11 protein-coding genes are annotated in these 13522 nt (G+C 34.9%); 4 read left to right on the top strand and 7 right to left on the bottom strand.

Features of this window, described 5'->3' with window-relative positions; all coding sequences use genetic code 11:
- Positions 1 to 395: 395 nt before the first annotated feature.
- Positions 396 to 2021 (bottom strand): L-glutamate gamma-semialdehyde dehydrogenase, encoded by a 1626-nt coding sequence (gene pruA, locus J2Y60_RS21975; RefSeq protein ID WP_309923556.1) that lies wholly within the window; start codon positions 2019 to 2021, stop codon positions 396 to 398.
- A gap of 315 nt (positions 2022 to 2336) precedes the next feature.
- On the opposite strand from pruA, the gene J2Y60_RS21980 reads away from it, so the two are divergent.
- The 3 genes from J2Y60_RS21980 (at position 2337) to J2Y60_RS21990 (ending at position 4231) form a co-directional block, all read left to right on the top strand.
- Positions 2337 to 3176, top strand: a complete 840-nt coding sequence (locus J2Y60_RS21980) for a methylated-DNA--[protein]-cysteine S-methyltransferase (protein ID WP_309923558.1) — start codon at positions 2337 to 2339, stop codon at positions 3174 to 3176.
- Between the two features lie 108 nt (positions 3177 to 3284).
- Positions 3285 to 3980 (top strand): 2OG-Fe(II) oxygenase, encoded by a 696-nt coding sequence (locus J2Y60_RS21985; RefSeq protein WP_309923560.1) that lies wholly within the window; start codon positions 3285 to 3287, stop codon positions 3978 to 3980.
- Positions 3977 to 4231 (top strand): Ada metal-binding domain-containing protein, encoded by a 255-nt coding sequence (locus J2Y60_RS21990; protein ID WP_309923562.1) that lies wholly within the window; start codon positions 3977 to 3979, stop codon positions 4229 to 4231. Before J2Y60_RS21985 ends, J2Y60_RS21990 begins: the two co-directional genes overlap by 4 nt.
- Before the next feature lie 28 nt (positions 4232 to 4259).
- On the opposite strand, the gene J2Y60_RS21995 is transcribed toward J2Y60_RS21990, so the two are convergent.
- The 3 genes from J2Y60_RS21995 to J2Y60_RS22005 form a co-directional block, all read right to left on the bottom strand.
- Positions 4260 to 4601, bottom strand: coding sequence for a DUF805 domain-containing protein (locus J2Y60_RS21995; protein WP_309923564.1), 342 nt, complete (start codon positions 4599 to 4601; stop codon positions 4260 to 4262).
- 138 nt (positions 4602 to 4739) lie between these two features.
- Positions 4740 to 5372 carry a LysE family translocator gene (locus J2Y60_RS22000; protein ID WP_309923566.1) on the bottom strand — a complete coding sequence of 211 codons (633 nt, stop codon included), beginning with the start codon at positions 5370 to 5372 and terminating at the stop codon, positions 4740 to 4742.
- A 77-nt stretch (positions 5373 to 5449) separates the two neighbouring features.
- Positions 5450 to 6433 (bottom strand): helix-hairpin-helix domain-containing protein, encoded by a 984-nt coding sequence (locus tag J2Y60_RS22005; RefSeq protein ID WP_309923568.1) that lies wholly within the window; start codon positions 6431 to 6433, stop codon positions 5450 to 5452.
- Between the two features lie 240 nt (positions 6434 to 6673).
- Between J2Y60_RS22005 and thrC the strand changes: the two genes are divergently transcribed.
- Positions 6674 to 7981 (top strand): threonine synthase, encoded by a 1308-nt coding sequence (gene thrC / locus J2Y60_RS22010; RefSeq protein ID WP_309923570.1) that lies wholly within the window; start codon positions 6674 to 6676, stop codon positions 7979 to 7981.
- A 282-nt stretch (positions 7982 to 8263) separates the two neighbouring features.
- On the opposite strand, the gene J2Y60_RS22015 is transcribed toward thrC, so the two are convergent.
- The 3 genes from J2Y60_RS22015 to J2Y60_RS22025 form a co-directional block, all read right to left on the bottom strand.
- The gene (locus J2Y60_RS22015; protein WP_309923572.1) at positions 8264 to 10036 is read right to left on the bottom strand and encodes a long-chain fatty acid--CoA ligase; all 1773 of its coding nucleotides are present in this window, start codon (positions 10034 to 10036) and stop codon (positions 8264 to 8266) included.
- Between the two features lie 215 nt (positions 10037 to 10251).
- On the bottom strand, positions 10252 to 11325 hold the full coding sequence (locus J2Y60_RS22020; RefSeq protein ID WP_309923575.1) for a hypothetical protein: 1074 nt from the start codon (positions 11323 to 11325) through the stop codon (positions 10252 to 10254).
- A 204-nt stretch (positions 11326 to 11529) separates the two neighbouring features.
- A complete protein-coding gene (locus J2Y60_RS22025; RefSeq protein ID WP_309923576.1) occupies positions 11530 to 13362 on the bottom strand; it encodes a tetratricopeptide repeat protein in 1833 nt (610 codons plus the stop codon).
- Between the last annotated feature and the right edge of the window lie 160 nt (positions 13363 to 13522).

A 13522-nucleotide genomic window follows, 5' to 3' on the forward strand; every position in this document is an offset into this window, starting at 1 on the left:
AATTCTATTAATCATTTCTACCAATATCTCAAAGAACTCTTTAACCTAAAAACCTACTTCCGATTTTTAAATCTCGCTAGTAATTATCTTCCTAATTACTCTAACTCTTTCCCTTTCCTTAGCCCGTTGGCGTCGTTTGGGAGTGCAAAGATGTAGGATTAATTCTAAACCACCAAACATCAATGCAAACTTTTTTTTAAACTTTTATGAAATAATCCATAACCACCACCATAATACCACTGAAAACCAAGATGTTATTAACAATAAAAAAATGGAAACTTTTTTGAAAAAAAATGCTCAAACTTCAATCTACGTTAAAATTTATATAAAAAGCGGTCAATCATTTTTAAAATGACTGACCGCTTTTAGTGATTTTAGCAAGATTTATATCCAATTTATCCCAAGAAAGGGTACTTATAGTCTGTTGGCGATACAAATGTTTCTTTAATCGTTCTAGGCGAAACCCATCTCAATAGGTTTAGCATCGAACCCGCTTTATCATTAGTACCTGATGCTCTAGCCCCACCGAATGGTTGTTGTCCAACCACTGCTCCTGTTGGCTTATCATTGATATAGAAATTACCTGCTGCATTTACTAGCTTTTTATTCGCAATCTCTAAAGCATAACGATCTTGAGCAAAGATGGCTCCCGTTAAAGCATAATCAGAAGTGGTGTTTACGATATCCAACGTCTCTTCATACTTTTCTGCGTCATATACATAGATAGTAAGTACCGGCCCGAAGATTTCTTCTGACATCGTAGTGTAGTGAGGGTCCTCTGTCAAGATAATCGTTGGCTCAATAAAATACCCTTTCGATTTATCATAATTTCCGCCTGCTATTATTTTGGCTTTGTCCGAAGCTTTTGCATTATCTATATATCCCGCGATTTTATCAAAAGCCTTTTCATCAATCACGGCGTTCACGAAATTTGAAAAGTCTTCTACACCTCCTACTTTTATTTCTGCTAAGTCTGTTTGAATATATTCCCACGTTTGTTCCCAAAGCGTATTGGGAATATAAGCACGGGAAGCCGCAGAACATTTCTGTCCTTGGTATTCAAATGCTCCACGCACCAAGCCTACTGCTAGGGCTTTGGCATCAGCTGATTTGTGTGCTACTACAAAATCTTTCCCTCCTGTTTCTCCTACGATTCTTGGGTACGACTTATACTTATGGATATTTTCTCCGATTGTTTTCCAAATATGTTGAAATACCTTAGTACTTCCTGTAAAATGTACTCCCGCAAATTGTGGATGCTTGAATACGATATCACCTGTTAGTGGTCCATCTGTATAAATAAGGTTTATTACGCCATCTGGTAATCCTGCTTCTTTCAATACTTTCATTAATACATTCGCAGAATAGATTTGCTGTGGTGATGGTTTCCATACTACAACATTTCCCATTAAGGCTGCCGACGCAGGAAGGTTACCTGCAATAGCTGTAAAGTTGAATGGTGTTACGGCAAATACAAATCCTTCTAAGGGACGGTATTCTAATTTGTTCCAAACGTTTTCAGAAGAGATAGGTTGTTCAGCATATATCTGTGTAGCGAAATGTACATTGAAACGTAGGAAGTCTATCCATTCGCAAGCTGCATCAATTTCTGCTTGATAGGCATTTTTTGATTGCCCTAACATCGTTGAAGCATTTAACTCATTACGATATTTAGTAGCCGAAAGGTCTGCTGCTTTCAAGAAAACAGCCATTCTATTTTCCCAAGGTAAACTTGCCCATGCTTCTCTGGCTGACAATGCTGAGTCTATGGCTTGATTTACGTGGCTAGCATCACCTTCGTGATAATATCCTAAAATATGCTGATGGTCGTGTGGGGAAGTCAAAGCCTGTTTATTGCCTGTTCTTATTTCTTCAGAACCTATATACATGGGTACGTCTACTACTGTACCACGCATTTCAGTAAGCTTGGCAATAAGTGTTTCTCGCTCCTTGGTGTTAGGAGCATATGAGTTGATTGGCTCATTTTTGGGCGTTGGTACGCTAAAAAATCCTGTTGACATTTGATGAAGTTTTTGGTTTGATGCAAAATTAAGGAATTTTTTTGGGACTGGAAGACTTTAGGACTGAAGGACTTGAGATTGTAGAGTGAAAGACTTGTGTATAAAAAATAATTGAAAAGTTAAAGTATTTCAGAAAAGAACATACTCTATTTTATTTTACATTCTTTACACAATTTCTTACCTTCTTTAATCCTTTTTTCTTCAGGTCTAAATATCCTCTAATCCTAAAGTCTTCTAGTATCTGAAAAAAAGCAACTTTCGGGTTGAGGATGTTCTTTTATCAATCGACATTTGTAGCGTTAATTTAAGAAGAACATGACAACAGATACATATCATTATGAACGTATTGCTAAAGCGATTGAGTTCATTACCGACAATATTACTGCACAACCTTCCTTAGAAGAAGTGGCCGAAAAAGTAAATCTTTCTCCTTTTCATTTTCAAAGAATTTTTACTGAATGGGCAGGCGTTAGTCCGAAGAAGTTTTTACAGTTTTTAACAGCCGACTATTTAAAAGCTAAAATCAAGGACACTGCCACTTTGATAGAAGCAGCAGAGATAGCAGGGCTGTCGAGCCAAAGCAGAGTGTATGATTTGTTTACAGGTATTGAAGCTGTTACTCCCCAAGAATTCAAAAGTGGTGGAAAAGGTTTGCACATTGATTATGCTTATCATGATACTCCTTTCGGAGAATGCTTTATGGCCGTTACCGAAAGAGGAATTTGTGGAATGGCTTTTACCAATGAGATTTCTAAAGATGAAGATTTAGCGACCTTCAAACAAAAATGGCATTTTGCTACTATCGAAGAGAACCCTTCTGTCACCGAACAATATGTACAACGCATTTTTACACCACATCTTAGCTCGCTAGACAAACTACATCTATTAGTACAAGGTACCAATTTTCAATTAAAAGTCTGGGAAGCTTTATTGACAATTCCACAAGGTTCATTAACGACTTATCAACAAATAGCAGATAGTATCGGACATAACAAGGCCGTTAGAGCAGTCGGTACGGCAGTAGGAAATAATCCTATCGCCTACTTAATACCTTGTCATAGAGTAATTAGAAAAGAAGGAAAGTTAGGAGAATATCATTGGGGGACTATTCGGAAGAAAGCTATCGTTGGATGGGAAGCCTCTAAAATTGAGTGAATGAGGAGCGGTCCGCCGCCGCGGTTGTGATTTAGTGAATTATTACTAAACACCAAAATATTTAATTACTCATTCACTAACTCACACATTCACAATTTTACATTGAACATGAATATCAACTCACTTAACTGGCAAAGTATTAAACAAGATTTGGATGAACAGGGATATGCTGTTATTCGGGCAGTGATTCCTCGGGATGTTTCTGACGAATTGATAGCTTCATATTCGCAATCCAATTTATATAGAAGTACTATTGTAATGAAACGTTATAATTTTGGAAAAGGCGAATACAAGTACTTTTCGTATCCTCTACCCGAAAGCATTGCTTATTTAAGGAATGACCTCTACACTCCTTTGTCTAAAATAGCAAACGAATGGAATTTAAAATTAGGTATCAATCTTACCTATCCCGAAAAGCATGAAGATTTTATTGAAGCTTGTCAGCAACAAAATCAATACAGACCAACACCTCTGATTTTGAAATATGAAACAGGTGACTTTAATACCCTCCACCAAGATTTATATGGAGAGTTGTATTTTCCTTTTCAGGCAGTATTGTTTTTATCTCAACCTCAGGAAGATTATACTGGCGGAGAATTTGTATTGATTGAACAAAAACCGAGGTTACAATCTCAGGCAATTGTATTACAACCGAACCGTGGCGACATGGTAATTTTTACTACCAACTTTCGAGCAGCCAAAGGAACAAGGGGCTACTATCGTTCACCCATGAAACATGGGGTTAGTAAACTCCATAGTGGAAATCGTTATACAGTCGGGATTATTTTTCATGATGCCAAATGATAAGACATCAAGATATACTAGACGAAAAAGGAACAAACCGTTTATTACTGTCTTTAATCAAAGACAAGCAAATTACAGTGGGTGCTAATAAGTCATTAAAGATTTATGGAAAGCTCAATTGTAAATCTGGCAAAAGAATGAAAACCCAAAACCGAGTCTTCTTTAAAGATATTCAAGAAGCTGTAGTTTTGGGTTTTCGTCCTTGTGGACATTGTATGAGGTTGGAGTATTTGGAATGGAAAAACCATTAGTCATAAAAAGTTAAAGCCTCCTTTAAGTCTATAAATTTTCAGGTTCGGGGTTTCCTAAACCTTTAGGATTTAATCCATACTTATTATTTCCATATTGACTAGTTTTAAACAACAACCAAAGATCACAAAAAGGCATAAATAGAAACCACCACGCTTTCCCTAAATCCTGACTTCTCTTCGCACTTTGCGCAAGTTTAAACCAAATCAAGAAAATCCATACTATCCTTAATATTAATCTAAAGATATTTTCTTCGCCTATAAAGACATCTATTATTCCAAAAGATATAAAAAGTGTAAAATATATAAAAAGAGAGATTGCATATTCTTTTCTTCTGATACGACCTTCAAATGAAAAAGGGTTTTGAAACATTATTGTGTGTAGTTTACGGATTTATTAAATGGGTTATTTATGAACTTATTACTTTTTTATTATTTCTATAGAAAAGGTTCTTCAAAAGTCAATGCTTATTTATTTCATAACTCATTGAACAATAGCTAGAATAAATATTCATTTGGCTTTATCAAAGGCTAATTTTAGGGCTAGACTACTCAAAATACCTGCCATAAGCCATTTTTGAATTTTAATCCAAGTGGGTCTACTACCAAACCAAAATGCTATTTTGGATGCAAACATGACAATCATGAAATTCACTGTGAAACTGACGGTCATTTGGGTAAATCCTAATTGAAAATTCTGTAATAATACATTGCCATATTCAGGTTTAATAAACTGTGGAAAGAACGACATATAGAAAACAGCAATTTTAGGGTTGAGTACATTGGTGAGAAATCCCATCTGAAAAAGTTTGAAATTGCTATCGTCTTCCAAAGCCGTTGTTTCAAAAAATGATTTACTTCCTGGCTTGATGGCATTCCAAGCTAAATACAATAAGTAGCCAACACCTAGCCATTTGAGAAAGGAATAAGCAAAAGGTACAGCCATCAAAATAGCCGTAAGTCCGAAAGAGACCATGATGACATGGAATAGAAAACCAACAATGACTCCTGCTAGTGAAATCATTCCTGCTTGTTTGCCTTGTGAGATAGAACGTGATATTAGGTATATCATGTTGGGGCCAGGCGTGATGACCAACCCAAAAGCGGCAATAATAAAAACGAGTAAGTCTGAAAGTGGTATCATATTATTCCGTAAAACGAGATTCCATCTCGTAATTTTTGTAACTTAATTTTAACGAGATGGAATCTCGTTTTACTGTTTTAGAATGCTAGATATGGTAAAAGCTTGTTGATTGTTTGTTCATCCAAAAGCTTTATATTCTCTAAATCTTTTCGGCTCGAAAAATTTCCGTGCTGTTGGCGATATGCAATAATGGCTTTAGCAATATAAGGACGTAAATAAGGATGTTTGAATTCTTCTAGGGTCACCTCATTAATTTTGATTTTCCTGAGTTGAGGATTTCTGACTGTCCCATATTTCAATAGTTCGTCAACTGAAATAGAATCTAATCCCCAAATATTGCGTACTTGCTCTATTGAATAAAAGCCCCCAAGCTTCTCCCGTTCTTGAATAATCCTGATAGCTCGCTTAGAAGCAATTCCTTTTAATTTCTTTAAGTCATTGGTATCAGCTCTGTTTAAATCAAAACTCACTGGCTTGAAATTATCCTTAGTAACATTTGCTGTTGGCAAATTCTTTTCTGTTACCAACTCAACTTTTATACTATTGACATTTGGTTGAAGTACTGACGAATTTGTTAAAACGATATAAGGTTCTAGCTTTTCATAAAGGGCTATCGGGAAGCTATAGATTTTCTTCAAATCCTCTTTTTTCCTAAATTTTCCACCCTTATTTCGATAATTGACTATTCGTTCGGCTAACCATGGAGCTATCCCTAGCTTTTGTAAGTCTTCGGTATTGGATAAGTTAGGGTCAAATTTGAATAATGTAATGGTTCTAGCCTCTTCTTTAAAGGCATTTTCTTTAGCATATTTATCGGAAAAATTATTTTCATGCTCTGTAGGATGCTCAGAACGTTCTTTGATTTCAATTTTTGCCATTAACGCTTCAATCTTCTTCGGATTCACTGAATCATTAATAACTTGTTTTTCAGGAAGATAATCAAAAATAAAAGTAAAAATGATGAGCAAAAAGATTAAAAAAATAAGCAAAACAAAGCCTTTTATTTCTGTTTGATTAAAAGCGAAAAAATCACGTAGATAAGCTTGTAGTTTTTTATACATGGGTGTTAGGTATTAAAATGAATATGATGTTAAACAACAGAAATTAAAATGTTTATTCTGTAATTCAGGCTTTTGAACTAATTTTGTATTGTTTTACCGCTATAAGCTTTAGGCTGTAAGCAGTAAGCCATTTTTAATAGTCAATCCTTAAAAGTGAATCAGACTTTTGATGATACTAATTTACAAGATTTCTTGCCACGAAGGTTTTGAAATTGAAGGTTTTATCTGTTCCAAATAATTATGATACTTTACAGCACAAATCATCAAAGTGATGATGTTTCTTTGGAAGAAGCAGTATTTAGAGGTCTCCCTCCAGACAATGGCTTATATATGCCCCATGTTATTCCGACTTTACCCTCTTCTTTTTTTGATAAAATAGAAACACTATCAATTTCAGAAATTGCCTTTGAAGTAACGAAGACATTATTGGGCGACGATATTCCTGAGGATGATATTAAAATGATTGTTGAAAGAGCTATCGATTTTGATGCACCTTTGGTTAATCTTGAAAAAGATACTTATGTATTAGAGTTGTTTCATGGACCATCTATGGCATTCAAAGATTTTGGGGCAAGGTTCATGGCATCGTTAATGTCTTACTTTTTACAAAAGTCTCATAAAGATATTCACATTCTTGTGGCAACATCTGGCGATACTGGCGGAGCTGTGGCACAGGGATTTTATAAAACGCCTGGTATTAAAGTAACCATTTTATATCCAACTGGCAAAGTCTCGGATATTCAAGAAAAGCAATTAACAACCCTTGGAGAGAACGTAACGGCTTTGGAAGTAGATGGCACTTTTGATGATTGTCAGGCTTTGGTGAAAGCTGCATTCTTAGACAAAGAACTGTCTTCAACCATCAATTTAGCTTCTGCCAATTCTATCAACATTAGTCGATTGATTCCTCAATCGTTTTATTATTTCAATGCTTACGCACAATTGAAAAAAGCAGGCAATACAAAACCTGTTGTTTTTTGTGTACCAAGTGGAAATTTTGGAAACTTATCAGCAGGATTAATTGCCCAGAAAATGGGCTTGCCTGTAAAAATGTTTGTGGCAGCAACCAATGTAAATAACATTGTTCCGAGCTATTTGGCTACTGGCAATTATGAGCCAAAGCCATCTCAAGAAACTATTTCAAATGCAATGGATGTGGGTAATCCATCAAATTTTGTAAGAATGCGTTTATTAGCGGGCGATGCTTACGAAGAGGTTGTTAAACATATTGTGGGAGATTCAAGCGATGATGAGCAAACCAAAGTTGCCATGAAGGAAGTTTTTGAAAGAACCAATTATGTAATGTGTCCGCATACTGCCGTGGCATATTTAGGGTTGAAATCCTATACAGATACGCTATCGGAAGAAGTTGCAGGAGTGTTGCTTTCTACTGCTCATTATGCTAAATTTTTAGATGTGGTAGAAGATGCTCTAGGCACTTCTGTAGAAATTCCTGAAAGATTATCAGCATTGTTATCTAAAGAAAAAGTAGCGATACCGATGACTAAAGATTTTGCAAGCTTTAAGCAATACTTACTTTCTTTATAGTCGAGAGAGTATATGTTAAAATTATCGATTGTTTATATCAAAAAATAATATTCCCTTACGAAAGACCTTACTTTTCTTGTCTTGAAACAAGAAAAGTAACAAAAGAAAATCAAGAATTCCTAATCGCAGCGGCGAACCGCCTCGCTTCGCTCAAACAGTAGGAATTCGGTATTCATCAATCATAAAAAAGCGGTCGAAAAAAAATAATTTCGACCGCTTTTTTTATGATTTTATAATTCGAGATGAGTAATATTTCTATTCAATACTAACTCATGTACAATATCAATTATATATTCCTTCAATCAACTCTTTATAATTATTATGAATAATTTTTCTTTTTAGCTTCAATGTTGGTGTTAATTCTCCCGACTCAATGGTAAATAATTTAGGTAATAATTCTACCTTTTTTACTTGTTCATATTGAGCAACACTCTTCATCAAATCTTTTACTACCTCATCTATTTTCTCTTTTACCTTATCATTCTTAATCATCTGAGTAGCATCTTTACATTCTACACCGTTTCTAATACACCATTCTTTCAAGGCATTGAATTCAGGTACAACCAAAGCTGACGGGAATTTTTGTCCCTCTCCTACCACGATTGCTTGTTCAATCAATACTGATTCTTTCAATTTATTTTCGATTACCTGTGGTGCTACATATTTACCGCCAGACGTTTTGAAGATTTCCTTTTTCCTATCTGTTATTTTCAAATAACGTCCTTCAAAAAGCTCTCCTATATCTCCTGTATGAAACCATCCATCCGCATCTATCGCTTCGGCAGTAGCATCAGGTCTTTTGTAGTAGCCTTTCATGATAGACGGTCCTTTTACACAAATCTCTCCGTCTTCAGCAATTTTCAACTCCACATTTGGTAATACTGTACCTACGCAACCCACCCTAAAATCAGATAAAATACTTGATGAAACTACAGGTGAAGTTTCAGTCAATCCATAGCCTTCAGCAATCGGAATTTCAGCAGCCCAAAATACCCTTGATAAACGAGGTTGCAAAGCTGCCGAGCCAGAAGCAATGATTTTAATATTGCCTCCTAAGGCCTCTTTCCACTTACTAAATATTAATTTTCTCGCAATTTTCAACTGTGTATTATACCAAAAACCCATATCCTTCATTGGGTCGTATTTTAATCCTAAGTTCAATGCCCAAAAGAAAAGCTGTTTCTTAATACCTGATAATTCGTAACCCTTCGCTACAATCTTATCATATACTTTTTCTAGCAATCTCGGAACAGTGGCGAAAACTTGAGGTTTAACATCTTTTAAATTATCAGCAATGGTATCCATACTTTCAGCATAATATACCGAAACGCCATAATACATATACACATATACATCGGTACGCTCATAGATGTGGCAAAGCGGAAGAAAGCTAAGGGCTTTGTCATTAGATGATAATTCTAAATGCTTTCCAATCACCAATCCATCAATGTTCGAAATGATGTTATCATGTGTCAGCATTACTCCTTTGGGCTTGCCAGTAGTTCCCGAAGTATAAATCAATGTCAATAAATCGTCTGGATGAACAGCTGATTTATAAGGTTCTATTTGAGCGAAATCCTCATTCTCTGATAACTTTAATAATTCTGACCAGTGTTTTGAATCCTTGTAATGATCAAATGTATAGATGCCTTCTATGCCTTCCAACACGCTGGTAGCTTCAAGTACTTTTGCTAGCAGGGTTCTGTCGGAAACAAAAATCAATTTCACTTCTGCATCCGTAAATATATAACGATAATCTTCAATGGTGATGGTTGGGTACATCGGCACCAATACAGCACCTAATTGCTGAACTCCTAACTCAATAAAATTCCATTCTGGTCTGTTATTAGAAATCAGCGCAATTTTATCGTCTTTTTTAACCCCTAATTTAATTAAGCCAATGCTTACTTGATTAACGATTTTTATTACTTCGGTAGCACTATATTTTTTCCATTCGCCTTTTACTTTGCTAGCGAAGGTGTCTTCTTTATTTACTGCTTGTACACAATTAGGTAGTAAATCAAATACTCTGGTAATGTTAGGATTGCTCTTCATGACTATCTTAGTTTATTCGATGCCTCTTCAAAATAAAATACAAATTAAACCCTATATTTTACAATAGCGTTAAACAAAGATAACAAGTTTACATAAATGAAAATAGTATGCAAGCATAATTATTTTGTATTTTTTGAGTATTTTAAACAAAGAATTTAACAGGGAATTATTAATAGCTATTTTTTCCTAAAATTTACTTTTATCCACATTCTATCCTATTCATTAACAATTTGGATAATTTCTTTTCTACCATCTGAATATAAATAGGTTAATTCTATTTCACTTATTTCATTATCCTTCAAGATATAGTATCCGTCATCTGTTGTACCATCATTTAAAAATTTGCCTTCAAATCGCTCTCCGTTTTGAAAATAATAAATCCCGTTCCCTTCACGTTTGCCTGCTCGATATTCTCCCTCATACATTTTATTTCCGTTTGGATAATACTGTATTCCATAACCATCTCTTTTACCATTTTTCCACATTCCTTTATAACTACCCTGTGTTTTGTGGACAAATAGCCCTTCTCCATCTTTGCAATTACCCGTCACACAACCTGTTTTCTTGAAGGAAGCTTCATTGGCACTAAGTAACTTATTTTCAACAACTTCTATATTTTCAATTTTTCTATCAATATCCGAATGAACATTTGTTTGGTCATTTTTTGATACTCTCGATACCTCCACCAACTTATCGCTATCAGCTTCTAGCCATCCTTTTTTGATGGCCTCTAATCTTTGCGACTTGGGCGGATGTGTAGAAGTTACTAACTCTTCTTGAAAATGCTGAATAGCTTGTTGTGACTGTTCTAAAGTAGCACCCATTTGGTGTAACCAAAAACCTGAAAAATAATCAGCCTCTAATTCTTTTTCAGGACGACTTCCTTCTCCGTCTATGGTATGGAAATTGGCATGATGCCCAATCTCATGTGCTAAGATAGAAATCGCCGCCCAGTCAGTTTGAGCTGTCCGTTCTACTCTCCCCAAAAAGTCACGGTCATAAATAATATAGGGTTGTCCTTCAATGATAGTCGCAAAACAATTATCAGTATTTGAACATTGCATTACTTTAAACTTGCTATGAATTTGTCCCATTTTTTTGGCAAATTTTCCGATTACTTCTGCGGCATGGCTTTCAGAAATGTATCCCATAGTCTGTGGACAAATGTCTTGAGGTAATACTTTCTTACCAAAATAATTACAAGCAAAAACGATTTTTGGTTGTTGAGCGGACAACTCACTGCAAAAAGCAAGACTAATAATGAAGACTAAAGAGAAGAGTTTTTTCATGGCTATTTTACTTGATTGTGAATAATTAGAGGATAGACACAAAAAATAAAAAAGCAGGCCACTTTGATTAAAATGGTCTTAGCAAATTTTATTTAAAGCAATCAAGTAGAGTTTCAAACCATACAATCATATTTAGCGGTTTATCCACAAAAAAAGCCTGTAAGTGGATAAGCTTACAGGCCTGATAGTAATACGTTTAGGTAATTAATTTATTGTATCTCCCCTCAAATTTCTAAATCTTTTTCTAGCATCTGCCCCATAAATACTGCCAGGATACTTTATCAACAATTCTTGGTATAATTTCATCGCCTTTGTGGATTGGTTCAATACATCCTGATATGTTTTCGCTAATAGATACAAGGCATCATCGCCTTTTATATCATGTGGAAAATTCTGGATGACGTATTCCAAATCTTTTATTCCTTTATCCACATTCCCTTGCTTTAAATAGATATTTGCTCTTAGAAAAACCAAATCATCCATAATAGGATTTCCACGATATACCCTTTCCATTTCCCCTAATTTAGCGATAGCCTCCTCATTACGATGTTGAAAAAGGAGGAGTTCAACAGTAGAATAATCTTTTAAGGCAGCTTCTGTACTATCAAAACCTGTGTTTTCTTGAATCAGTAAACTCAGCTCCATCGCATCATTAGCAATTTCGCGCGTAGTCGCTTGTTTTAAAATATCCAATACTTCTTTGGCTAACTCAAAGTCTCCTCTGAAATACGCCAATTTTGCATTTCTTAATTTAGCATCATACCCAATCGGACTATCTTTCTCTGATTTTTCCACTTGTGAATATAATAACGTGGCTTCCCAAGGTTCAGATTTCAACAAGTATATATCTCCTAAATCTAATTTACACTTATCCACAAAAAACTGATCATTGTTGGCAAGTTTGATGGCTTTTTCTAAAACAGCAATGGCAGTATCTTTTTCGTTTAAGTAAAAAGCATACAAAAGCCCTTTGCTTCTTAGGGCTTCCAATGTTCTTTGATTTGTTCCCAATTCATCCAGCATCTTAGTGTATTCGCCAATGAGCAATCTAATGTCCGATTGATTGATCGGATAAGTGGTTTTGAGTACTTCTTCTTTGGCATTAATCAACATTCTTCTCCACAATGGGTAGTTCTGATGTCTAGGATATTCTTTAATCAAGTATTCAAAGATTTTACCTGAGTTGACATAGTCTTTATTTTGATGCGCCATAAAGCCTAAGTCTGTCACTTGAATACCTTCTTTTTTATAGCGTTTATCCAATGCCCTAGCCTGAACAAAAGCTTTATAAAAGTCCTTTTTCTGAATCAAATGCCAAATCAAAATATCGGTATAATAAGACGTCTGTGGATATTGTTGAACTTTTGCGTAGAGTATTTTCTCTAATTCTTCTATTTCTTTGTCTTCCTTCAACTCATCCTGAAGGATTGACTGTACCATTTCTTGATTATCAGTCACTAAACCAAACTTTAGGTACTCTTCTATCATTTGCGTTACTTTCCCTTCCATACGGAACAAATTTGCTAGCTGAACAGCGTATTTATCTTCCGTCTTTGTAAAAGCCCTCGATACCTCAATTGTTTGTATAGCTAAGTCTGTTTGATGTTGCATGGCAAAGTAATTCACTAAATCTATCATTTCATCATCACTCGCCTTTACTTTATCAATCGCCAAATCATAGTTTTTTTTAGCCTCGTCTTTCTTGTCAGTTGACTGATAAAGTCTTCCTAAGTCAACTAAATATTTAGCTTGGTTGGCATCTGCATTTTTGATTTGTTTCTTAACAAACTTTTCAGCTTCGTCCCATTCTTTCAACTTCACCAAAGTTTCCAAGTATGGTTTATAAATATCTTTTACAGTCTCTTTGTTCTTAGCCAATTTTTGAAAAATCGTTTTCGCCTTTTCATATTCTCCCGATTTCAGGTATTCAATTCCCAACTGAGCATCTTGACTGAAAACATCAAAAGACCCCATGATAAAAATGGCGAAGCAAAGAGCCTTCAAAAAAGTTTTCAACAACATCTTATATTTAATCATAATAATTTTTATTTAATTTTTTATAAAAAAGAAAACTATTACTTCTATTATACTGTGGATATGTGGATGAGTATTGTGAAACATTATTTTCACAGATAATTGTTAATATCGTTTTTTTTATCAACATAAAAAACGTACTTATCAACACATAACTAATTGA

This window comes from Arcicella sp. BE140 (assembly GCF_031456255.1).
Classification (GTDB): domain Bacteria; phylum Bacteroidota; class Bacteroidia; order Cytophagales; family Spirosomataceae; genus Arcicella; species Arcicella aquatica.